The 23650-nt window shown below is 42.4% G+C and carries 15 protein-coding genes; 10 read left to right on the forward strand and 5 right to left on the reverse strand.

The genetic code is table 11. From position 1 onward, the window contains the following. Nucleotides 1-35: 35 nt before the first annotated feature. From AACU33_RS20630 to AACU33_RS20665, 8 genes are all read left to right on the forward strand, one after another. Nucleotides 36-1370, forward strand: a complete 1335-nt coding sequence (locus AACU33_RS20630; protein WP_096590428.1) for a TrkH family potassium uptake protein — start codon at nt 36-38, stop codon at nt 1368-1370. Nucleotides 1371-1494: 124 nt separating this feature from the next. Further along, nucleotides 1495-2190, forward strand: a complete 696-nt coding sequence (locus tag AACU33_RS20635; RefSeq protein ID WP_096590429.1) for a potassium channel family protein — start codon at nt 1495-1497, stop codon at nt 2188-2190. Nucleotides 2191-3040: 850 nt separating this feature from the next. Beyond that, complete coding sequence (locus AACU33_RS20640; RefSeq protein WP_339376173.1) at nt 3041-4954, forward strand: hypothetical protein; 1914 nt, start codon at nt 3041-3043, stop codon at nt 4952-4954. A 90-nt stretch (nt 4955-5044) separates the two neighbouring features. Further along, a complete protein-coding gene (locus AACU33_RS20645; RefSeq protein ID WP_096590430.1) occupies nt 5045-5611 on the forward strand; it encodes a DUF11 domain-containing protein in 567 nt (188 codons plus the stop codon). A 126-nt stretch (nt 5612-5737) separates the two neighbouring features. Continuing rightward, nucleotides 5738-7264 (forward strand): DUF11 domain-containing protein, encoded by a 1527-nt coding sequence (locus AACU33_RS20650; RefSeq protein ID WP_096590431.1) that lies wholly within the window; start codon nt 5738-5740, stop codon nt 7262-7264. Next, nucleotides 7261-11376: an Ig-like domain-containing protein gene (locus AACU33_RS20655; protein WP_096590432.1), complete on the forward strand. Its 4116-nt coding sequence runs from the start codon at nt 7261-7263 to the stop codon at nt 11374-11376. Before AACU33_RS20650 ends, AACU33_RS20655 begins: the two co-directional genes overlap by 4 nt. Beyond that, the gene (locus tag AACU33_RS20660; protein WP_096590433.1) at nt 11373-12968 is read left to right on the forward strand and encodes a right-handed parallel beta-helix repeat-containing protein; all 1596 of its coding nucleotides are present in this window, start codon (nt 11373-11375) and stop codon (nt 12966-12968) included. Before AACU33_RS20655 ends, AACU33_RS20660 begins: the two co-directional genes overlap by 4 nt. A gap of 21 nt (nt 12969-12989) precedes the next feature. Beyond that, nucleotides 12990-17057: a beta strand repeat-containing protein gene (locus AACU33_RS20665; protein WP_096590434.1), complete on the forward strand. Its 4068-nt coding sequence runs from the start codon at nt 12990-12992 to the stop codon at nt 17055-17057. 358 nt (nt 17058-17415) lie between these two features. Here AACU33_RS20665 and AACU33_RS20670 read toward each other — a convergent pair whose 3' ends face one another. Both AACU33_RS20670 and queA read right to left on the reverse strand, forming a co-directional pair. After that, on the reverse strand, nt 17416-18558 hold the full coding sequence (locus tag AACU33_RS20670) for a tetratricopeptide repeat protein (protein ID WP_096595325.1): 1143 nt from the start codon (nt 18556-18558) through the stop codon (nt 17416-17418). Between the two features lie 96 nt (nt 18559-18654). Further along, entirely contained in the window at nt 18655-19809 is a 1155-nt protein-coding gene (queA, locus tag AACU33_RS20675) for a tRNA preQ1(34) S-adenosylmethionine ribosyltransferase-isomerase QueA (RefSeq protein WP_096590435.1), read from the reverse strand. 241 nt (nt 19810-20050) lie between these two features. Here queA and AACU33_RS20680 point away from each other — a divergent pair, with 241 nt between their 5' ends. Continuing rightward, nucleotides 20051-20440: a hypothetical protein gene (locus AACU33_RS20680; RefSeq protein WP_096590436.1), complete on the forward strand. Its 390-nt coding sequence runs from the start codon at nt 20051-20053 to the stop codon at nt 20438-20440. Between the two features lie 80 nt (nt 20441-20520). On the opposite strand, the gene AACU33_RS20685 is transcribed toward AACU33_RS20680, so the two are convergent. After that, nucleotides 20521-21003 carry a YraN family protein gene (locus tag AACU33_RS20685; protein ID WP_096590437.1) on the reverse strand — a complete coding sequence of 161 codons (483 nt, stop codon included), beginning with the start codon at nt 21001-21003 and terminating at the stop codon, nt 20521-20523. A gap of 15 nt (nt 21004-21018) precedes the next feature. Between AACU33_RS20685 and AACU33_RS20690 the strand changes: the two genes are divergently transcribed. Further along, entirely contained in the window at nt 21019-21528 is a 510-nt protein-coding gene (locus AACU33_RS20690; protein ID WP_096590438.1) for a pentapeptide repeat-containing protein, read from the forward strand. Nucleotides 21529-21596: 68 nt separating this feature from the next. Here the strand turns inward: AACU33_RS20690 and AACU33_RS20695 are convergent, their stop codons facing one another. Next, nucleotides 21597-21932 carry a DUF4870 domain-containing protein gene (locus AACU33_RS20695; protein ID WP_096590439.1) on the reverse strand — a complete coding sequence of 112 codons (336 nt, stop codon included), beginning with the start codon at nt 21930-21932 and terminating at the stop codon, nt 21597-21599. Nucleotides 21933-22017: 85 nt separating this feature from the next. Beyond that, nucleotides 22018-23649 (reverse strand): apolipoprotein N-acyltransferase, encoded by a 1632-nt coding sequence (gene lnt, locus AACU33_RS20700; protein ID WP_339376174.1) that lies wholly within the window; start codon nt 23647-23649, stop codon nt 22018-22020. Nucleotide 23650: the final 1 nt, after the last annotated feature.

Here is a 23650-nt window from a genome sequence, read left to right on the forward strand (position 1 = left end):
ACCCCCTTAGCAAAATTTACGAATCTTACCTTGGTATGACTGTTGCCCGCACAATTTGTTCAGGTTTTTTAGCTGTCATCACTGTAGGAACTATCCTACTGATGTTGCCTTTTTCTACTAGTAGTGGTAATTGGAACGATCCAATTGTCGCCCTATTTACATCAACATCCGCAGTTTGTGTGACTGGTTTATCGGTAGTCGATCCTGGTACTTATTTTTCCTTTTGGGGTCAGTTTTTTATTGCGCTGTTGGCTCAGATAGGTGGTTTGGGCTACATGACAACAACCACCTTTTTGATTTTGCTAATTGGACGAAAGTTTGATTTGCGAGAAAAAATGGCAATTCAACAAGCTTTAGATCGACCGGGGATGAGTGGTAGTGCCCAAGTTATTCGCTCGATTATTGCTACTACCTTAATTTTTGAAATCACTGGAGTGTTTTTATTACTACCAGCATTTGTGCCTGATTATGGTTGGAGCCAAGGACTTTGGTTAGCGATTTTTCATAGTGTTAATGCTTGGAATAATGCTGGATTTAGCCTTTTCAAGGATAATTTAATTGGCTATCAGTCATCATTACTCGTAGTATTGACAGTTACAACATTAATTATTTTTGGCGGTATTGGTTATCAAGTAATTTTAGAAATGTATCTCTGGTTACGCGATCGCTTGCGCAGAAAAATCAGTTGTCAAATATTTTCTTTAGATTTTAAAGTTGCAACTAGCACGACATTAATACTGTTGTTTCTGGGGACAATTGCCTTTTTATGTATAGAAGTACGCAACCCAGCAACATTTGGCAATATGAATTTACGCGACCAGTTATTATTAGCTTGGTTTCAATCTGTTACGCCTAGAACAGCTGGTTTTAACACCATTGATATTGGTAAAATGACCACTGCTGGTTTATTTATCACCATTGCCTTGATGTTTATTGGTGCAAGTCCCGGCGGTACAGGTGGCGGCATAAAAACCACAACATTGAGAGTTCTCACCAGTTGTACCCAATCAATTCTTCAAGGAAAAGAAGAAGTTTTGTTATACGAACGTAAAATAGCAATCAATCTAATTTTGAAAGCTGTCGGCGTATTAGTTGGTTCGGTAGCAACCGTGATTTTAGCGACAATTTTAATTGCCCTGACAGATCCAAAATTAGATTTTATTCAAATTCTGTTTGAAGTAGTCTCAGCTTTTGCTACAGTTGGTCTTTCAACTGGGATTACCGGAAGTGTTTCAATAGGTGCCAAGCTAATATTAATTCTTACAATGTATATTGGACGGGTTGGTGTTCTACTGCTAATGTCTGCTATATTAGGCGACCCACGTCCTACTAGAATTCACTACCCTGAAGAAAACTTGTTAGTGGGATGATCGCAGTCTGAACATTCAATAAATAACCTGATAAAATTTACACGGATAGGCACAAATATGGTTTTGCCTATCCGTGTAACTTTTGTGCCCTCAAATCAGGGAGCGCTATTTAAGGAAGAAACTTGTGAATCTGTCAGCATTAAGCTTTTTTCGCAGTTTACGTAAAGATAACCATCAATTTGCAGTCATTGGTTTAGGTCGTTTTGGTCGCTCTGTATCTTCTACACTGCATAGATTGGGTTATGAAGTTCTAGCAACAGATATTGATGAAAAGCGAGTATCAGAAGCATTGACGGATCGGATAGTTGGTCATGCTTTGCAGCTAGATTCTACAGAACCAGCCGCACTCAAAGAAGCAGGAATTTTTGAATTTGATACGGTTATCGTGGCAATTGGTAACTATGTTCAAGAAAGTATCATCACTACTTTAAATGTCAAAGAGGGCGGTGTACCCCATGTAGTTGCTAAAGCTTCTAGCGAAGTTCACCGCAAGCTGTTGAAAAGAGTGGGAGCAGATCACGTTGTTTTTCCCGAATACGAAGCAGGTTGTGCTCTTGCACGCACGCTTACCAAGCCATCAATTATCGAGCGATTTGACCTCGATCCCGATAACAGTATTGTAGAGTTGATTGTGCCTGACGAATTTCACGCCAAAACTATTACTGAACTCCAACTGCGTAACCGCTATGGAGTGAATTTAGTGGCGGTGAGTCAGGATGGTAAATTTATCATCAATCCTGAACCCAACAAGCGTCTAGAGCGTGGTTCAGCAATGGTAGTTATTGGTCATAACAAAGATATTAATCGCTTACCAATTTAATTTCTCACATAGCTGCTGATAAGGAGCGATCGCATCTAGATTTAATTACATACATTGTAATTCTTGTCAAGATATAAATTCCCCAAATATAAATTTTAGTCAATTGGTGATTCCTCAGAATTTCCTCATTTTTTAGTTTTACGATAGGCGTCCATCAAAAAAACAACATACATAGTCAGGGCATAAAAAATAAATGCCTACTATCCATAATGGAAACAATCTAATTGGCTTTCAGCCTTTTAGAAATTTTGTTCAGCCCCGATCAAAGCCTTCATCTGAACAAATTAAATTAGATATATTAAGGATAATATTTACATGAGTTAGCTAGAATAATATATCTAACCTTTAAACAGACATTTATTTATTTTTAAACACAATTGTTTACATGAATTTCAAGAGTTTTACAAGTAAATATCCTTTGATAGTAGGGCTTATAGCTATTTAAGCGTAAGGTAGTTTGATGCTATTTGAGGCACAGAAATTTTAACTTTTTTGTAATATATATCAACTTATTCTCATAATTCATTATTTATACGGAAGTATTTTTCTAGGCAGACAAGGTAAATTTCTATTACATAAGTAATTAAGCAGTATAGATGAGAGAAATTCCTAAATTAATGAGTGTTAAATTTTAATTATCCCAAATAAACATTCATCAAGTTAGGTAAATATTTTTGCACATCTGCTTCAAATACTTTTTGAGGATAATTAATCATGAAAATCCTCAATATACCTTCCTAAAGCTGGAAAGTTTCGGGTTATTGGAACTTGGCGATTTTCACATTTTTAGGTAAAAAAATCCTGCGTGCGACCGCAGGATTAATTTCGATTGAATATATACACCTCCATAATGGCAAAAAATCAAAGATTAAGCAAACAGCGATGTCTCACGACAAGCCGCTGCGCGTCTGCGCAGTTCTACCGTTCTTTGGTAGCAACAGTATTATTAGCCAATGGCGTTTTCCAATTTGTTGCGCCTGTATTAGCGGAAGGAACCAAAGCTGGACAATCCATCAGTAACACCGCGACTGCGACTTACGAAGACCCAAATAATCCAGGCACCACAATAAATGCAACTTCTAACACAGTTACCGTAACCGTAGCAGAAGTTGCTGGTGTAACTGTGACTGATAATGCACCGACATTTAAGACTGATGCCAACAGTGATGGTGACTATAATACTGGTGACACTATCTACTTCAACTTCACTGTTAAAAACACTGGTAATGACCCCACCAAGTTAGTCATTCCCGAAACACCACTAGTAACAGATAACAATGCTGGGGTCAATCTGGCACAGCTTAATGGTAGTGTAGAAATCAGTTACGACAACGGCACTACTTGGAGCGCTCTCCCCAGTGGAGGAGTCACTAACTCTGTAGCAGCTGATACGAGTGTTTTAGTCCGCGTACCTGTGCAAGTACTGAACAATGGCGATCCGACAAATGGCGATCAAATTTCAGTTCAGTTAGGTAATACGCCAGCTAACGATCAGAACATTGCCAGGACAACAACTGACACTACTGACTTGTATACTCAAGATAATGCTGATGGTGCAGTAGCCAACGAAGTAAATGGCGCACCGGTTAACGGTGTTCGTGAAGCTAGTGATACCTCAACCTTGACACTTACGCTGAAAGCCCTTTTGAATGGGCCTCAAGGCGCTGCTGGTGCAGATTACAATGGTGATAACAATAAAGACTTTACCAACAAATCTTCACCCATAGCCGCAGGTACAGCCCCCGGTAGCCTCATAGATCCAAATACTGTCACCTTTACCAACACAATCCAGAATACTGGTACAGGTACTAACAACATCTCCCTATTACCCACACCACCAGCAACTACAACAGATTTGCGTGACGGTACTATAGTTACCATCAGCAACACTGCTGGTACTGTGACTGCTACCTATACATACAATAGCGGCACATTTACTTTCACTTCAGGAACAGGTATTGTCGGAGGAAATCCTGTTAGTGCTACAAATCCTGTGCGGATTGATAACGTAGCAGCCAATGGTACAGCTGACTATACCGTTACAGTAAATTTACCTGCTAATACTCCCCTGTCTACAGATATTGAAAAAGGCTTCCCAGCTCCCATTACAGCTTTCGTAGATCTTAATGGCAATGGAGTTAGTGATACTACTGAACCCAGAAATATCACGATCGACAGGGTATATACTGGTTTCTTGAAGTTGGTGAAAAAATCTCGAATTGTCCAAGGTACCGGGCCAGCTGTAGTAGGAAATCAAGGTAACTTTGAATCTACACCAGCAGTCGATCCTGATGGTGCAGGGCCTTTACCAGCTATAGACCCCAATCCTGGTGTTGCAGATGAAGCCAGAACCCCTGCACCTGGAAACATTATTGAGTACCAGATTAGCTATAAAAACGTTTCTGAGGCGCAATTAGGTACAGGCAACAAGATTTTACAAGCTGCGAATGTCAACATCACAGAAGATGGTACTACTGGTGGCAACAACTGGGCAAAAGACAACGATGGTAACGGACAAATTGATACTAGCCATATGATGGGTAGTGCCAAGGTTGAGACTACACCAGGTAATACAGATGCGAATGCAAGTATTGCTTACACTCCGACAGAACAAGGTACAACTGCGGGTAATGATGTGGCGCTAACCCAGACTGCGGCTAACGATGTGACCAAGTATGTAGTGACGCTATCAAATAACCTTGCACCCCAAGATTCTAGGTTATTTACATTCCAACGTAAGGTTAGCGGTACTACTAAGCAATAAAACTAGCATTTAGTGCTAAAACCGATACACAGGGACATTTACCCAGTTATATGTCCCTTTTATCCAAAATTTTTCTACTAGGTGATTGAGATGAAACGTTTTTCCATGATGAGTATAAGTGCGATCGCACTTATTGCAGGTATATCCTTTGCTGGTGAAATTCCAGTTATTAGCAATATAATTCATAGTGACACTGCGATCGCGCAAAATGCCAAAAAAGGGGCAGTACAGTTACGCTTAGAAGCAGAAAAGAAAGTAGTACAAGATAATCAAGGTAAACAAACAGTTACTTGGCAAGCTTTGCAAGGTCAAGTTGTAGTACATCCGGGGGATATATTGCGTTATACAGTAACTGGTGGCAACAATGGCGATAAAGCCGTCAAAAACCTCACCATTAATCAAGCAATTCCTCAGGGAATGGTGTATGTACTGAAATCTGCTACAGTCAACGATAAACAAGGCGCAAAGATTACCTACAGTATTGATGGCGGACGTAGCTTTGTGGAAAATCCGACAATCAAAGTCACCCTCCCCAATGGTAAAGAAGAGACTCGCCCAGCACCAGCCACCGCTTACACTCACATCCGCTGGAATTTTGGCTCATCTGTTTCCGCTAAAGAGACAGTTAAGGGGACTTATCAAGCTCAAGTACGCTAAGTCGGTTAGATTTTTGCTAATAGAGACGTTAGAACAAACGTCTCTTAATCTATCCTCAATAATTTCCACAGATCTGGGTGCAGGCTCGAACCCAGTTACCGTCCAGTTTACCAGGAGAAAAATTCAGTGCGCCGTCAAAGTTTGCGACATCAGATTTCTGATGGTGGCTGGTTTCAGCGTGTCGCAGCAACCATTTTAGTGGGAAGTTTTTTACAGATTCCAATACCTGTTTTTGCTCAAATTAATAACGAGATTGCGTCTACACCCATCACTAACCAAGCTACATATACTTATACAGATCCTACTAGTCAATATACATTTCAAGGCAGTTCTGGTGTAATTAATGCTAGTTCTAAACCCTTACTTGACCCTTTGGGTCGGATTTTAGGTTGTGGTGGGCAAGTTTTACCTGATTATCAAGGCTTTTCTGTTGCTTTATATGAACCATTATCTAACGACCCAACGGGTACAGAACTCGGAAAATTAGTATCTCTCACCCGCACAGAAGTACCAGATATTGCTAATAATGGTGTCCCTAAAGGAATCAACCCGAATTCAGAAAATAGTAATCCATTCTTTCTGACGAGTGCGACTGAAGGATACTACAACTTCTTATTCGATCAAAATCAGGGGCAAACTGCTAAAGGTAAAACTTATATTTTGGTGGTCAATCCACCTGCTAACTCTATTTATACGCAAAGACGCATCAAGTTAACAATTGTAGACAGTAGTGGTGAGGGTGAAAACCTGAGCGTCCAGTATACAGCTACTTCTTTAGATGGTTTGCCAATCAGCGTTCAAGGTCAAACCCAGCTGACTAACACAGTTTTAGTATCTGATGCTGAACGCATCGGACTTAATTTATTACCTTTGAAATTAGATTTAGGTTTGTGTCAAACACAACAGGTACAAATTATCAAAACAGGCGATCGCGCCACCGCAGAACCTGGAGATACGGTAATTTATCGCCTATCGATCAGGAATATTGCTGATACTGCTTTAGATAACTTGGTAGTTAATGACACATTTCCCTTGGGTTTCAAATTTCTACCCAAATCCGTGCGAGGTGAGATTGATGGTCAGCTAGTGAACGTCACAGCAGAAAGCAGTGGTTCACAAATAATCTTTCGGACTCCAGCAGTTCTGCCATCTGGGGGTGTCATCAATATTGCCTACGCTGCCCAACTGACTCCTGATGCTGTACGCGGTTCTGGTCGGAATTCCGCAATTGTCAACGCCCAACGCACAGATAACGATTTCGCTGTTAAAGATGGGCCAGCTACTCATCAGTTAAAAATTCGACCGGGAATAGTGTCTGACTGCGGTACTATCATCGGTCGCGTTTTCGTAGACAAAAACTTTGATGGCGAACAACAGCCTGGCGAACCTGGGGTGCCCAATGCCGTGATTTTCATGGAAGACGGAAATCGCATCACTACCGATCCGAATGGCTTATATTCCGTAGCCAACGTCTTACCAGGAAATCATACAGGTGTTCTCGATCTAAGTAGTCTTCCTGGTTATACCCTCGCTCCCAATTTACGTTTTCGCGAACGTAATAGCCAATCTCGTTTAGTGCGTTTAGAACCCGGTGGCATGGTACGGATGAATTTTGCAGTCACTCCCACCTTCAAATCAGAGGTGAAGAAATGAAAACCAGACTGCACCATACCAATATTCTGAATTTGAAATTAATCGGGTCTGTTGCTGGGGCTGTGAGTTTGATTTTGTATCCTGCGATCGCTAAAGCAGAAAACTCTGCGATTATTCAAGAACAGCAGAACTTTAAAGAACTTCCTACCCCCTCTTTACTAACAGAGAAAGAAGCAGAAGTTAAAGATGAAGATTTGAAGCAGAAACAGGAAGACAGCGAGACGCAGAAAGTTGTTTTTGAGCCGCAATTAGCATCGACTACCGTTGATACAGAACCAGTTGGGATACAACCTTTTCAACCAGAAAATGATACTCAATTGCCTAGAGGTTTGCAAAAAATAGCATCTGTAACATCAAATTCAACATCCACAACTCCCTCTGTCCTTGTCATACCTAACGATGGGTCTGCAACTGAATTGGATACTACTGATGCCATCCAACCTTCTCAATCAACATCTGATGTTAGGTTGTTTAGAGGCTCACAACAAGCAGTATCTGTGACATCAAATTCAGATAGTCACTTATTATCCAAAACTCCCTCTGTCCCTGTCATTCCTAACGATAAGTCTGTAACTAAACTTGGTGCTACTAGTGGTATCCAACCTTTTCAACCGACATCTGATATTCAATTGCCTAGAGGGTTACAACAAGTAGCATCTGTAAGTACCGAAAAGCAATCTGTTACTGGTGGTATCAAACCTTTTCAAGCAACATCTGATATTAAGTTGCCTAGAGGGTTACAAAAAATCGCGAATGGTACAGAGAATGCAGAAAAGGATACGCAAACATCAACGCCTCCCATTGTCACCGGGGTCAAAATCCTCTCTCCTACACCCGATGAGATAGTTGATGTCGCAGCAACTACGATAATTCTAGAATTTCCTGAAGGAAGCAATGTAGAGTTGCGGGTAAATGGACAGCTAGTAGATACCTCGCTAATTGGACGCACAGCAACCGATGCAACAACCAAATTAGTCACGCAGACATGGTATGGCGTTTCCTTAAAAGAAGGAGAAAATACCGTCACTGCCCAAATAGCAGGCTCTAATGCACCTCCTGTGAGTACGCGGGTGATAGTAACAGGCGCACCCACACAGATGAAATTAGAGACTGTAGAGGCTCGGATTCCGGCAGATGGACGTTCCACAGCTACAGTCAAAGGACAATTACTGGATGCGAATAACAACCGTTCTAAATGGAATGCTGTTGTCACTTTAGCAGCCAGTGCTGGGGAATTTGTTGGGGCAGATTTTAAACCCGATCAACCAGGATTTCAGGTGGAGGTTAAGGATGGGGAATTTACAGCAAAGCTAAAATCTACCTTGAATGCCCAAACAATCACAATTAAAGCTAATGCTAATGAGTTAGAAGCATTTACGAGATTACAATTTGAAACGGCATTGCGTCCTAGTATTTTGACTGGGGTGGTCGATCTGCGTTTGGGAGCTAGAGGTACAAATTATTACGGTAGTTTCCGTGATTTTCTTCCCCCGGACAAAGATAATAGAATGCAGGTAGACTTCCATTCGGCGATATTTGCTACAGGTGCGATCGGGGATTGGTTGTTTACTGGTGCATATAATAGTTCTCGCAACCTCAACGAAGATTGCAACTGTGATAATCGCTTGTTTCGCAGTTACCAATTCAGCGAGCAAAACTATCCTGTTTATGGTGATAGTTCTAGAGTTGATGTTGTCGCTCCTTCAATTGATAGCGTATTTGTACGTTTAGAGCGTTCTACCAGAATTCCAGGTGCCACCCCCGATTATGTGATGTGGGGTGACTACAATACTGAAGAGTTTGCACGTCAGTCACAGCAATTTACTGCGATTACCCGCCAACTTCACGGTTTTAAAGCCAACTACAATTTAGGGAATTTCCAATTTACAGGTTTTTACGGCAACCATCTTCAAGGTTTTCAACGCGATACTATTGCTCCTGACGGTACTAGCGGCTATTATTTCCTCTCTCGCCGCATATTGGTTCCAGGTAGCGAAAATGTGTTTCTAGAGTTGGAAGAACTGAATCGTCCTGGTACTGTCCTAGAACGCAAGCAGCTTAATCGAGGCCCAGACTACGAAATCGATTACGATCGCGGTACTGTAATATTCAGAGAACCAATTCTTCGCACAGATGTCGATCGAGATGGTCAAGTTTTAGTGCGGCGGATTGTTGTCACCTATCAATACGACAGCCAAGACTCAAATAGCAATATCTATGCAGGTCGTCTGCAATACAACTTTTCTCGCACCTTTAATAGTGAAAGTTGGTTAGGCGCAACCTACATTAAAGAAAACCAAGGAGTGCGGGGTTTTGAACTCTACGGTGCTGATGCCGCGATCTCTCTGGGTTCTCAGGGTCAAGTGGTGGCAGAATATGCCCATTCCACTAATGATTCTGATGTGATGGGCAAAGTTAGTGGTGAAGCTTATCGTATAGAAGCTCAGGGGCAAATTTTACCAGGTATTCAAGGTCGCGCTTATTATCGTTTTGCTGATACAGGCTTTGCTAATAATGCCACTATTAGTTTTGTACCAGGTCAAACCCGCTATGGAGCGCAGGTGACAGGTCAAGTCTCTTCCACGACAAATGTACGACTACAATACGACCACGAAGATAATTTTGGCATTGCGCCCCAACCATTAGATACTTTTGAAGAACTCTTTTCACCTCGTTCTCAAGCTGTCCCTGGTAGTAAAGTTGATAATTCCTTGACAACAATTTCTGCTGGGATTCAACAAAAGTTTGGTAGTGTCACAGCTGGTGTAGATTGGATTCACCGCGATAGAGAAGATAGAATTGCTACTAATGCTCTGCGTAGTAATTCCGATCAATTGCGATCGCGTCTAACTGTCCCGCTAGCAACTAACCTCACTTTCCAAGCGCAAAATGAGGTGACATTATCTTCCACCAAAGATACTGTCTATCCAGATCGGACTATCCTAGGTTTGAATTGGGCTGTAATTCCTGGTATTAATGTTAGTCTGGCGCAACAGTTTTACAGTAGCGGTCAACTTTCGGGTAACTCTATCACGAGTTTAAGCGTTAATGGGGAACACAAACTCGGTACAGATACCACCATCACTGGTCGTTACTCAATTCTGGGTGGTGCTAACGAAATCACGACCCAAGGTGCAATCGGTCTGAATAATCGCTGGTCTATTGCTCCTGGTTTGCGGTTAAATCTGGCTTACGAACACGTATTTGGCAGCTTCTTTCAACGAACTGGTGCGGGTCAGCAATTTGCCCAACCCTTCGCCCCTGGTCAAAGCGCTTCTGCCATTGGGTTTGATGGTGGCGATAGTTACAGCGTTGGCTTAGAATACAGCGATAACCCTGATTTTCAAGCCAGCGCCCGCTACGAACATCGTAGTTCCTCTGGTGGTTCTAATACCGTCATCTCGGCGGCGGCTACGGGGAAAATTTCACCAGCGCTCACAGCTTTGGTACGTTATCACCAAGCAAATTCTTCTAATCAAAGGCTCGTAGGATTGGGAGATACGGTCAACCTGAAGGTGGGTTTAGCCTACCGCGACCCCAATAACGATAAGTTCAACGCCTTGTTGCGTTACGAATATCGCCAAAATCCCTCAACCATCCCTGACACTATCCTCTTAGGTAGCGGTACAGGCTCAGAAGACCATACCTTTGCTTTAGAAGCCATCTATGCACCTAACTGGCAATGGGAATTTTATGGCAAATATGCCCTGCGTAATAGTACCTCTTACCTAGCTAGCGATTTAGCTGGTACGAGTACGGTAAATCTGGGACAAATCCGAGCTACCTATCGCCTGGGATACAGCATGGATTTGGTGGGTGAGGCGCGAGTAATTAATCAAGCTAATTACACCGAAACAGGCTTTGTCATTGAAGCAGGTTATTACCTCAGTCCTAATTTACGTCTAGCGGCTGGATATGTATTTGGTCGAGTCGATGACCGAGATTTTTCTGGTACGCGTTCCGCAGGCGGCCCCTATTTGGGCTTAACACTTAAACTCAACGAATTATTTGATGGCTTTGGACAACAGAAAATTGCTCCGCCCCAGCAACAAGAATCTGTGGTGCAACCAGTGGTTGACCAAAAAGGGGAAACTGAAAAGTTAAAAATATGAAAGTTTTTCTAGGATTAATCAATTTCGATCGGTCTATCGTGAAGACTGAAGTCGTTACTACAGCTGTTTGCTTGTTACTTTTGGTGTTACCAGAAGTAGCTGTTAGTCAGCCTCCACAGCCTTCTGTGAAAGTAGTAGTGAATAGTAACCAAGATGGGGCAATACAAGCTGATGATGTGTTGACTTTGCGAGAAGCGATCGCACTTGTTAATGGTACATTGCCAATTGAGCAGTTGAGCGATCGCGAAAAAGCTCAAGTGCAAACCCTTGGTAATAATTTACCCTCCCGCATTGAGTTTAATTTACCGCCGCAAGAAAGAGCGATTGCACTCAAGGAATTGTTACCACCGCTTGCGAGTCCGGGTTTGGTAGTGGATGGCACTACACAACCTGGATATGATGACGCTAAATCACCCATTGTCGCAATTACCACTACTAACGATGCTGATGTTATCCGCGGTTTAACGGTTGTCGCTGATAACATTACCATTCGCGGCTTGAGCTTGTATGGATTTACTGCTCGTCATGGTGCTACTGCTAGTATCCCACCCGCAGATATTTTTATTGCACCACTTTCGGAAGTCGTAGAGGTAAAAGGAAGCAAAACTTACGCCTCCACACCGCCGAAAGATGTGGTTATTGAAAATAACTGGCTCGGTATACCACCAGATGCTAGTTTACCCTCCAAGACCTCGGCGTTTGGGGTATCTGTTTTTAATAGTATCGGTACAACAATTCAACATAATCGCATTGCCCATCATGATGGTAGCGGCATTATTACCTCAGTCCGGGCAGAAAATTTACAAGTCAAGGAAAACATCATTACTCACAATGGTCTAGGGGGGATGCCCGATGCGATTCGCCTAGAAGGTGTAATTAGTAATACCCAGATTACAGCTAACTCGATACAGTTTAATGCTGGTAGTGGATTGTACTTATTTAAACCTGAAGGTTCAGTAAAAATTATTGACAACACCATCAGTAATAACGGTCAACAGTTGCGTCGAGCAGCAATTTACCTGATGGGGAACGGTCATGAAGTAGTGAATAACAAAATCACCGAACAACCGGGGCCTGGGGTTGTGGTAGCAGCTTATCCCCAAAGCCAAGGTAATAGAATTCAAAATAATCAGTTTGCCAAGTTGCAGGGACTAAGTATTGACCTGGTAAGTCAGCAACACGTTGGTGTAAGTGACTACCAGCAAGGCGATGGAGCTAATCCAGTCCATGACAGCTATCAGCGTCATCGTCAGACGGGTAACTTTGGGATTGATGCACCCAGCTTTCTCAGTCGAGAATTCTTTATTTTACAAGATGGATCGGTGACGCTGGATGGTATTGCGGCTCCTGGTTCGGTAGTAGAAATTTATCAAGTCAGTGAATACAGGGACAATATCAGCACACTGAATCAAGCGATCGCCACAGTAAATACCGATGGCGATGGTAGATTTTCTGTGAAATTGGGAAACCTAAAGGCTGGAGAACGCGTAAGTGCGATCGCTATTCATCCCCGATATGGAACATCTGAACCAGCAGATCTAACCCTGATTCGCTCCCTCAACCTCTCTAGAACTCTGCGATCTCTGCGTTGAAAAACCAAAACACCATCGATCATGCCCAGTAAACAATCTCCAACACCATTAAAAAAAATCACACAAACCATCGTTCAAGTAATGATAGTATTTGTGCGATCGCTGTGGGTAATATTCACAGGAATTAGTACTTACATACACAAAAAAACTAATCAGCAATTCAAAAAACTGCCAATCGCAGCCGACAATACTACTCAAAAAAAGAGAGTTCTTCGCGAAAAAATCAATTTATTCCCTATATTTAACTTCACATTTTTAAATAGGAAGTTGTTGATATTAGTAAATCAATTCAACAGCAACCGCTTAACTCGGTTTTTAATAACGATATTAATGACCTTAATATTTACTATTAGCTTTAGCAGTATTAACCTATGGTTCAGTCTACCAGGCTATACAGAAGGTTCACAACAATTAGGTGTAGGCGCAAACGGATTAAACGTTTATCTGTTTGAATATAATGCCAACAATGGATTTATTCAAGCTCCATACACCAGACCAATTAAGGTCAACGTTGAAAATGCTGGGGAAGTAATCAATATTTCCCTTTGTGGTTGGAGTACAGGCGATGATTTAGCAATTGAGGTTTTTCGCCCTTCCGGGACAGAAATTAACTATACTACTCAAGTTGCAGCTGGTTCACCAGGAGCTTTTAGTGGAACTGCTGCTGATGGTGCTGGTGCTTGGTTGTTAACAACAGGTAATGCCAGAACCGCTACACAAACAACTATTTGTAACAACCAAGCTAAACCAACTCAACCTAGTAGTGTACTCACCACTCCAGTTCGCTTTGTCAGCCAAGAATCTGGAACTTATGAAATTCGTTTATATAATGATACTGAAGCAGCTACTAGTACAAATGACGTTTTCACCTATTTTGATATCACAGTTACTGCTAACTCTTCAACTAACCCAAATCCCGGCTCAACTAACGGACAAGTTTGGGCGACAAGTTGGGCTTTTAATGCCGGAAACGCTTTTACATCAACAGCTAGTTACGATGCTGATTTATATGTAAGAGTACCAGGAGGTAGACCTGGCACAGAATTTATTTGGCAATTAGATTTAAACCAATTTGCGCCACAAAGACATGAAATTGTTGCCAATGCTATTGGACTTAATTCTCCTTACTCTCGTTATAGTGTTCCTGGTAGTTCATCTCCTACTCCTACATATACTCGCCAATACCCTATTTATTTATCTAGACCTAATCCTACTTCTACAGTTGCGCCTATTTTACCCGAACCCGCAGCACCTAATGTATCTAACTTGAAATTCCTTGATAGTGCGGGAGAAGATAATACTATTTCACCTGGTACAACCGCTGCGGTTCAAGATTCAGGTACATTTTACTTTGATACCGATGTCACTGGAACTTATGAAATTATTATTGATACAAATAAAAATGGAGTTTTTGGTCAAGGCGATCGCGTTTTATTTGGTCTTGCAAATCCCGGAACCAATTCAGTAGCGTGGGATGGCAAAGGTTTTAATAACGCTGTCCTGGCCCAAGGAACTTATAATGTGCAAATAATGGTGAGAATTGGGGAATATCACTTTGCTACTTACGACTCTGAAACCAGTGGTGGTGGTAGCGGAAATGGACTATCAGTTTGGAAATGGAATGGCATTGCACAAACTAGATCGCAAACCCTCAATTATTGGGATGATGCTACTTATTTGTCTGCTTCTTTCCCCACTGCAACCACAAACCTAGTTGGGGGATTATCCGGAACTGCTGCGGGAAGTCATACCTGGGGTAGTTTTGCAGCAGGTAGTATTGGGGATACAAATTTTATAGATACCTGGGTTTTTGGGGCTTCCCAACAAGTACCAACTATAGCCATTATTGGTGATGTTGATGATATTGACTTTGGTGATGCTCCCGATACCTATGGTACTAACAAAACTAATAGCAGTGGCGAAGGCATTGGAGCCAGTCAACTTCTGAGTACTAACATTTTATTAGGTACTAACGCTACTGATAAAGAAACTGATGGGCAACCGAGTGTTAACGCTGATGGTGACGACGTTCTTACCACTGACGATGAAGATGCAGTTGCAAGCTTTAACACTTTAGTAAATAATGCTACTAGTTATACGGTTGCGGTCAAGGTAAAAAATACCTCTGGTGCTAATGCTTACTTAGGAGGTTGGATTGACTTTAATCGCAATGGTAAGTTTGAAGCCAGCGAAGGTGTAGTACAGACTATAGCTACGGGAACTAATGGAAATGTCAATGTTAACTGGACGGGGTTAAGTGGCTTAGTCGCAGGAACTACTTATACTCGGTTTCGGATTAATAACGATCCTCTAACTACCAGCGATTTTATTGGCGGTGGTAGAAATGGGGAGGTAGAAGACTACAAACTCAGCATTATTCCCAACTATGACTATGGCGATGCACCGGATACGGGAACAGGTACAGGTTCGGGAAACTATCAAACCACCAGTAGTGATGGTGGAGCCAGCCATTCTATTGTCACGACCTTAAAATTAGGTACTAATGCCGCTGATACTGATGATGGTACATTACAAAATGCTAGTGCGACGGCTGACGATACCACAGGTACAGACGATGAAGATGGTGTCACACTCCCCAATACTTTAACCACAAGTAGCACTAGCTACTCAGCAACTGTAAATGTCACCAATACTACTGGGAGTGCAGCTAAGTTAGTGGGTTGGATTGACTTTAATAAGAACGGTCAATTTGAAGCAACTGAAGGTGTGGCACAATCGATTCCGAATAATGCCAGTCCGCAAAATATCACTCTCAATTGGACGGGTATTACTGGATTAACAGTCGGAAATACCTATGCTCGTTTTCGGTTGAGTGATAGTGCCAGTTTAACGACTTCTACTCCTAACGGTGCAGTAGGTAATGGGGAAGTCGAAGATTATCAACTGAGTGTTAGTAATATTGACTACGGCGATGCACCGGATACGGGAACAAGTACAGGTTCGGGAAACTATCAAACCACCAGTAGTGATGGTGGAGCCAGTCATTCTATTGTCACTACTTTAAAATTAGGTACTAATGCTGCTGATGCTGATGACGGGACATTACAAAATGCAACTGCGACGGCTGACGATACCACAGGTACAGATGATGAAGATGGTGTCACCTTCTCCAGCACTTTAACTACAAACAGCACTAGCTACTCAGCAACTGTGAACCTCACCAATACTACTGGAAGTGCAGCTAAGTTAGTGGGTTGGATTGACTTTAATAAGAACGGTCAATTTGAAGCAACTGAAGGTGTAGCACAATCGATTCCGAATAATGCCAGTCCGCAAAATGTCACTCTCAATTGGACAAGTCTGACTGGATTAACAGTCGGAAACACCTATGCTCGTTTTCGGTTGAGTGATAGTGCTAGTTTAACGACTTCTACTCCTAACGGTGCGGTGGGTAACGGGGAAGTGGAAGATTATCAACTAAGTATTCAGGTGAGTAATCCTAACCTGCTATTGGTGAAACGAATCACCAAAATTAACAATGCCACTACTACTAATGGTGGGGATAACTTAGCAGCTTATATTGATGAAGCGAGTAATTTCTATGATGACAATACCTTGGATAACCCAGCCCCACCAGCCAAGGCAGATACAGATAAATGGCCTAATCCCAATACTTTTTTGATTGGTGGCGTCAATGGAGGCAAAATTATGCCTGGGGATGAAATTGAATACACCGTTTACTTCCTATCTGCGGGAAATGTTACAGCCAAGAATGCCTTATTCTGCGATTTAGTGCCAGCAAATACTACCTTTAACTCCACTGCTTTCAACACAGGAGTAACTCCAGATACCAGTGGTTCAGGCGATCGCGGTATTGTTATCAACCTCAGTGGTACTACTAAGGCTTATAGCAACGCTGATGATGGCGATATTGCTCAGTACTTCCTTCCTGGTATTGAACCTAGTACTAAATATCCCAAAATTGACTGCGATGGCAACTCCAGCACTACAGTCCCCAATACCAATGGTGCTGTTGTTGTTAACCTAGGTGATGTGCCGAATGCAACTGCATCTGGAACACCAACTAATTCTTACGGTTTTGTTCGCTTCCGCGCCAAATTGAAATAACTCTAGAAAACCTCGGCACTTTCAATGCGATCGCCAATATAAATAAAATGGCGATCGCATCTTTTTTACGAGATTTGAGGCAAATTCATCCGTTAATACTAATTCTCCCCAATTAACCAAGAGATACAAACCCTAAAACCTATATTCTGCAATTATTTCGTCATCAAGTTCAAAAAGAGTATACAGATAAATTCTTTGTAGGGAACGTCAGTAAGATAATTTGATCTACCAAAAGATTGTGGGTGCCGTGCCCCTACTACACATCTGTCGCATTCTTTTTTCAAAATAGTATTAAGCAAAAAAATACGTTCAAGATTTAATTCTTGAACGTATTTTAATGAGCAGCTAAAGCTAAATCTTAAAGGGGACTCATAGAAGTAGGTTGGGGTTCTAAAACTGGAACATAGCCAGGATCTTCTTGAGTTGCTTGCGGAACCTCTTGTTGAGTCGGCTGTTGTGGCTCGGTTTGTTTGAATAAGATAGTTCTAGTGCTTGCAGCCGCAGTAGGAGTGGCTTGTTGCCTAGCTTGAGCTTTTTGTACTGCTTCCTTTTGAGCAATTTGCAGCATTAAGGAGTCAATTTTATCGGTTTGTGCCATTTGACCTTGATCTTGGTACTCTTTGCGGGCACGTTTCAAGGCGCTGTTGGCTTGTTTCATATGACCTTGATTGTACAAAGTCACTCCCAAATTGTAGAAAGCCAAGGCATTTTTAGGATTCTGACGAACAGCTTGCTGGTAAACAGCAATTGCTTCAGCTGCTTGACCTTGCATTACCATCAGACTACCCAAGTTGTTGTAAGCTGTGGTATTGTTAGGATCTTTTTCTACAACTTGTTTGTAAGCAGCGATCGCTTCTTGGGGTTGACCTTGCTGTTGTAGGGCGATCGCGAGATTAAAATAAGCATTGGCATTGCTGCCATTAAGATTAATTGCTTGCTGGTACGCTGCGATCGCTTCTTGGATTTGACCTTGTTCGTACAATGCTAAACCTAGGTTATACTGGGCTGCTGCCATTGACGGATCTAGCACTAGGCTTTGGCGATAAGCGGTAATCGCTGCTTCTTTTTGACCTTGTTGGTGCAACGCTAACCCTAAGTTGTAATAAGCCTCGCCGTAATTAGGATTTAACCGAATCGCCTCTGCATACTCTTGTACGGCAACATCTAGGCGGTTTTGTTGTAAGAGAATATTGCCCAAGTAATTCCGTGCGATCGCCAGGTTAGAGTCTCGCCGCAACGCTTCGCGAAACGCAGATTCCGCACCCTGTAAGTCTTGGCGGTGATAGCGCATAAATCCCTGTTGGAAATAGCTAGCGGCTTCCAGATCCTTGCTGACAACGTTTTGAGCCAAGAGCTTGCTTCCAGGTAAATTAATTATTGTGGGTGCAGCTAATACTAAAAATGCAACGGAAGTGGAAAGCAACTGCCGATTAGCACTCCGATGCTGCGCTACTTGAGAAAAACTGCAAAACCACTGGCGAAGTTGATGTTTTTTAAACATGAGTGGCAGGCCTGTACTTATTGTTAGATCCTTATAAGTCAGAGTACCCACCACAACATGAAAAATTAAAAGTCAAATTTAAAGATTTTCAAGTCCTCACTGAGAACTTGAAGCTGTCACCGCTTCTGGCAAAATTAACATTGCATCGCCAAAAGAATAAAAACGATATCGGGAGGCGATCGCTTCTTGGTAGATTTTCAATAATCTTTCTCTACCAATCAAAGCACTCACCAGCATTAACAAACTAGAGCGTGGCAGGTGAAAATTAGTAATTAGACCATCCACTACCCGCCATTTGTAACCAGGGTAGATGAATAAGTCTGTCTTACCACAATATGGTTGTAAATCCCCAGATTGCGCTGCCCCTTCTAAAGCACGTACAGCCGTTGTACCCACAGCAATAATCCGGCCACCCGCAGCTTTAGTAGCCCGGATTTGTTCTACTGTTGAGGCGGGAACTTCAATCCATTCTTCATGCATTTGGTGGCTAGTAACATCTTCGACTTCCACAGGGCGAAATGTGCCCACACCAACGTGCAGCGTAATAAAAGCTCGATCAATGCCGCGATCGCGCAACTTTTCTAGTAATTCTGGCGTAAAGTGTAACCCAGCTGTTGGTGCGGCGATCGCTCCCGGAGTTTTAGCATAAACAGTCTGATACTGTTCGTCGCTAGCTTGAGATGCAGTAATGTAGGGCGGTAAAGGTATTTCACCAAATTCCGCCAACAATTGCACTAAAGAAACTCCCTCTGGTAGTTCAAATTTTAATAGCCGTCCCCCGGTTGCTTCATCTGTTTCGAGTACGGTAGCTGTGAGGGATGAGGGGGAAATTACTTCCTCTGTTCCTCTTCCTCTTGGTTCAAAAATAATCTTCGCCCCTCGTTTAAAGCGTTTTCCTGGCTTAACTAAGGCTAACCAACAGTTCTGTTGCCGTTCCTCTAGCAATAACACCTCAATTTCTGCGCCCGTAGATTTATTACCATACAGTCGAGCCGGAATAACTTTTGTGTTATTCATAATCAGTAAATCTCCGGATCGTAAAATTTCTGGCAGATCTCGAAAAATATGGTGTATACTTCGGGAATTTACTACTAGTAACCTAGAGCTATCTCTAGGTAATACTGGATTTTGGGCGATGAGTTCGGGCGGAAGTTCGTAGTCGTACCCAGCTAACGAACAGTCTAAGTTCACATCTTCTACCCCTATATTCGAGGTATCGTTTAAATTGGCTTGTGTTATTTGTTGCTTCATTGAGATTGAATCTGCCTGAAATCAGCCTGTTTGAGCTTTCCTAATTAATGAAACTCTCAAGGAGCGCTGCTCGACTTAATTCCTTGATTTTAAGATCGATACTATTACGTAACACGGAACCCCCCAATATAAAAATTGGGTAAACCTCCCTATCAAAAAACGGGGGCTTTTACCCTACCGGGATCTGGCATTTATTGACGAATATATAAATGTAGGATTGGCTTTGATCCCAAGCACCAACATGGAATACTTGTATTACCTGGCAAATGCCAGTCTAACACTGAGGGTCGTTCAATACCTGCACGCCAGACCCCAATTGCCTGTATCTTTCGTCACCGTAATTCATCAAATAGATGGCTGGGTGGTGAGGATTAAATTCAAAGGTCAAGTTTCGCCCCAGGTAGATGGTGACTTTCGCGCTTTTCTCAATGAATTAGGAATTAGCTACGAACCACCAATGCGCGTACAAATGGCACTTTGGAGTTTGGAAGCAGGGCAGTGTCCTGTAGACGTGATGCGTCGCTACCAAGTAGCTATCGTTTCTCATGGTAGCCCAGAAAGAGAGGAAATTGAGGCATTCCGGCAACAGTTTGTTCGCGGATTAGGTTACTGTCCCGAAACATTGGCGTGATGACCTTTAGCTGAAAGACTAAATAGTAAATAATTGGTTGTTAGTAATTAGAGATGTTGTCTATAAGTACTAGTGACCAATTACGCGTTATCAACTACAGAATCAAAAGCGGCAGGAATATATTCTTGTAGTTGTAACTCGTAACTACCGACTGCTAAACTGGCTAGGGCTTTCTGTGTAAATTTTGCTTGAGAGAATTTTTCTGCTATCTCCTGACAGTAAACGATAGCAACATCAAATCTACATGGGTAATCTGCCTTTTGGGGGTACTTCGCTAAAAACATCTCAGCTGTACGCCAAATTTTTGCTTGTTTTTTGCGCGCGATCGCACTTCTTCCCCCTAAATCCCAATTACCTGAACTACGAGTTTTAACTTCTACAAATGCCAAAGTGGAGTCTTGCATCCCTTTGCCATCATATTGAGCAATAATATCGATTTCTCCCCAACGGCAATAAAAGCGGCGATGGAGAATTAACCAACCTGTAGATTGCAGCCATTGTGCTACTAGGTCTTCACCTAAGTCACCAATGTCGGGATAATGAGATGCAGGAGGGTTCGCCATTGGCTGGAAATTTTTATGAATAAAAGATTAACTATTCGGATTTGGACAAGTGTATTCAGTGTATTACTTTGGGGATTGATTGGCATCACGGCAATTATAGGTTCTGCGCCCACAGCGTTGGCACTCGAATACAACAAAGAAATTTTGGTAGAGTCGGATTTTTCGGGACGGGATTTAACAGACTCCAGCTTTACTAAAGCTAATCTCAAAAAGAGTAACTTCAGTAAGGCAAACTTGAGTGGTGTTAGCTTTTTTGCAGCAAATCTAGAATCAGCAAATTTCGAGGGAGCGAATCTTAGTAATGCTACTTTAGATTCAGCTCGCTTTATTAAAGCAAATTTGAGTAATGCAGTTTTGGAAGGTGCTTTTGCAGCGAATGCTAAGTTTGATGGTGCGATCGTTGATGGCGCAGATTTTACTGATGTGCTACTGCGTCCAGATGAGCAAAAAAAATTATGTCAGGTAGCGAAAGGTACTAATCCCACTACAGGAAGGGATACTCGCGATACCTTGTTTTGTCCTTAGGGTGGAAATATTTGAGGACTAAAGTCCTCACTACAAAAGCATTGATCGAGAAAGTTTAGATAAATTGCCTAAACTAAGCGAAAGATAAATGGGTAGCGATACAAGACATCGCGATCGCCCAAAATTTTGACAATGGCAATAATGGGCATAATAATACTGATGACCCACAACCCAATCAATAGCAAAATCCCAATGCCTACAAGGGTCAATAATCCAAAAATCACTCCGTAAATGTAAAGGTTGATGTGAAAATTGAGGGATTCTCTGGCATTGTCTTTAACAACGAGGTCATCGCTGATCAACAAAATTGCAATTGGTATGCCAATAGATACAATTGTAGAGCTAAAAAATATCGCTCCATGACTGATGGCAGATAACAGCTTGCGTTGTGGGAAGTCTTCCATGAATCAATCTCTCTGGTGTTGCTCGCTCCTTGATTTTAATCTTGCAAGTTGCGATCGCCATCATTCTGTCAGAATATATTTGCAACTAAACTGAGGTATTGAATTTTTTCTCCCACAACCACCCCAATATACTCAAACCCAATAACAAAGGTGTCAACCAATCTCCCCAACGCACATATAAAGTTTGGGTTTGGCGTTGATAAATCGTTTCAGCATGGGTTTCGTAGGTATTATATCTAGATATCCACAAGGTTCTACCGTGAGGGTCGATAAACGCTGAGTATCCTGTATTCGTCGTCCGCACTGACCATCGATCGGTTTCAATTGCCCGCATGATATCCTGTGCATGATGCTGGAATGGCATGGCAGCTGTGTAATGTGCATCGTTGGAAGAACTGAGGATAAATTTCCCACCTGCTGCTGCTTGACGACGGAATTGTGCAGAAAAAGCTGAGTCGTAACAAATACCGACAATTACACGACCAAAAGGGGTATCAAATAGCTGATTGGGCGAACCGGGAACTTGATGTTCGTCTAGTGGTGATAAACGCTGAATGAGTTGTCCTAAGATTGGCTCGAAGGGGATATATTCACCTAAGGGTACTAGTTTAGTTTTGTCGTAGCGGCTAAAAGCTTCACCATTACCAGTGTAAGTAAATAAGCTATTAGTGTAGCTGCGTCCTCGTTCTCCAAAAGCACCAATCCAAGCGACTACGCCTTTTTCCTTCACGGCTGAGATGATGGGGGTTGTGCCTAAGTCACGCTGGAAAAAAGGTAAGGCTCCTTCTGGGGTGAGGACTGCATCGACACCTCGATCTGCTAAAGTTAAATATCCATTGGTGTAACCTGCGATCGCTCGCCGCAATCCTTCTGGTTTTAGTTTAATAATGTTGGGGATATTGCCTTGAACAATTCCTATTTTTAAGGCTTGTTCTGGAGGTTGGCTGAGGGGAACGCTGTAGAAGCTAAAACCGATGAGGTGTAGGGTGATGAATAGTAATGTTGCAAGTGCAAAGTATTTATTAACGAAACGCCGAGGAGGACACTTCTGTGCGGGGGTTTCCCCCGTTGAGGAAAGTGTCCGTTGCGCGGAGGACACAGAGGAAGAGGTTTTGCGGTAAATCCAGGCTTCGGCAATAAAGCCATTTACGGCGACAATGGCGGCTGTAATGGCGCTGGGCCCGGCGATTTGACCTAGGTGTAAAATTACTAAATTATACGGACTTTGAGTGTATGAAAGAGAACTCCACCATAAAGCGCCAGCACTCCAAATTCCTTCTAATAAGCACCAGATAGCTGTGCCAATCAGTATCCGCAAAACAGGTTTTGATATAGCCAAACGCGCCATCAAAGCTGCCCAAGCAACGACAATGGCAGCACCCCACAGGGTAACGAATGTCAAACAAAAGATAGTAATTGCCAAACTTGCCAGCCAAGGGACACCCAACCAATTCATCGGATGGATGCCAGTAATCCAGAATAACGCTAACCCGTGATAGCCAATACCCCAAAATAAAGGTAAAAGGAAGAATCTCCGCCTTTTACCTGTTAAGTTTGTATTTTTTTGAACGACTAATACCCAGAGGGGGGCAAGGGCAATCCAAGCTAGGAACCATGCGCCTACAGGGGCTACAGTTAGCCCCATTAATACCCCACTGATGAAGGACACAATGTAAAGGCTAAAGGATGAAAATAGCTTTTTTGTGGGATACTTCATC

Source organism: Calothrix sp. NIES-2098 (assembly GCF_963875125.1).
In the GTDB taxonomy this organism is placed as follows: domain Bacteria; phylum Cyanobacteriota; class Cyanobacteriia; order Cyanobacteriales; family Nostocaceae; genus Aulosira.

Excerpts from the sequence above, each read along its gene's own strand:
- AACU33_RS20665 (WP_096590434.1), top strand. The coding sequence starts at position 12,990 with ATGCCCAGTAAACAATCTCCAACACCATTAAAAAAAATCACACAAACC.
- AACU33_RS20685 (WP_096590437.1), bottom strand. The coding sequence starts at position 21,003 with ATGGCGAACCCTCCTGCATCTCATTATCCCGACATTGGTGACTTAGGT.
- AACU33_RS20645 (WP_096590430.1), top strand. The coding sequence starts at position 5,045 with ATGAAACGTTTTTCCATGATGAGTATAAGTGCGATCGCACTTATTGCA.
- queA (WP_096590435.1), bottom strand. The coding sequence starts at position 19,809 with ATGAAGCAACAAATAACACAAGCCAATTTAAACGATACCTCGAATATA.
- AACU33_RS20695 (WP_096590439.1), bottom strand. The coding sequence starts at position 21,932 with ATGGAAGACTTCCCACAACGCAAGCTGTTATCTGCCATCAGTCATGGA.
- AACU33_RS20630 (WP_096590428.1), top strand. The coding sequence starts at position 36 with ATGACTGTTGCCCGCACAATTTGTTCAGGTTTTTTAGCTGTCATCACT.
- AACU33_RS20690 (WP_096590438.1), top strand. The coding sequence starts at position 21,019 with ATGAATAAAAGATTAACTATTCGGATTTGGACAAGTGTATTCAGTGTA.
- AACU33_RS20640 (WP_339376173.1), top strand. The coding sequence starts at position 3,041 with ATGGCAAAAAATCAAAGATTAAGCAAACAGCGATGTCTCACGACAAGC.
- AACU33_RS20655 (WP_096590432.1), top strand. The coding sequence starts at position 7,261 with ATGAAAACCAGACTGCACCATACCAATATTCTGAATTTGAAATTAATC.
- AACU33_RS20660 (WP_096590433.1), top strand. The coding sequence starts at position 11,373 with ATGAAAGTTTTTCTAGGATTAATCAATTTCGATCGGTCTATCGTGAAG.
- lnt (WP_339376174.1), bottom strand. The coding sequence starts at position 23,649 with ATGAAGTATCCCACAAAAAAGCTATTTTCATCCTTTAGCCTTTACATT.
- AACU33_RS20670 (WP_096595325.1), bottom strand. The coding sequence starts at position 18,558 with ATGTTTAAAAAACATCAACTTCGCCAGTGGTTTTGCAGTTTTTCTCAA.
- AACU33_RS20680 (WP_096590436.1), top strand. The coding sequence starts at position 20,051 with ATGGAATACTTGTATTACCTGGCAAATGCCAGTCTAACACTGAGGGTC.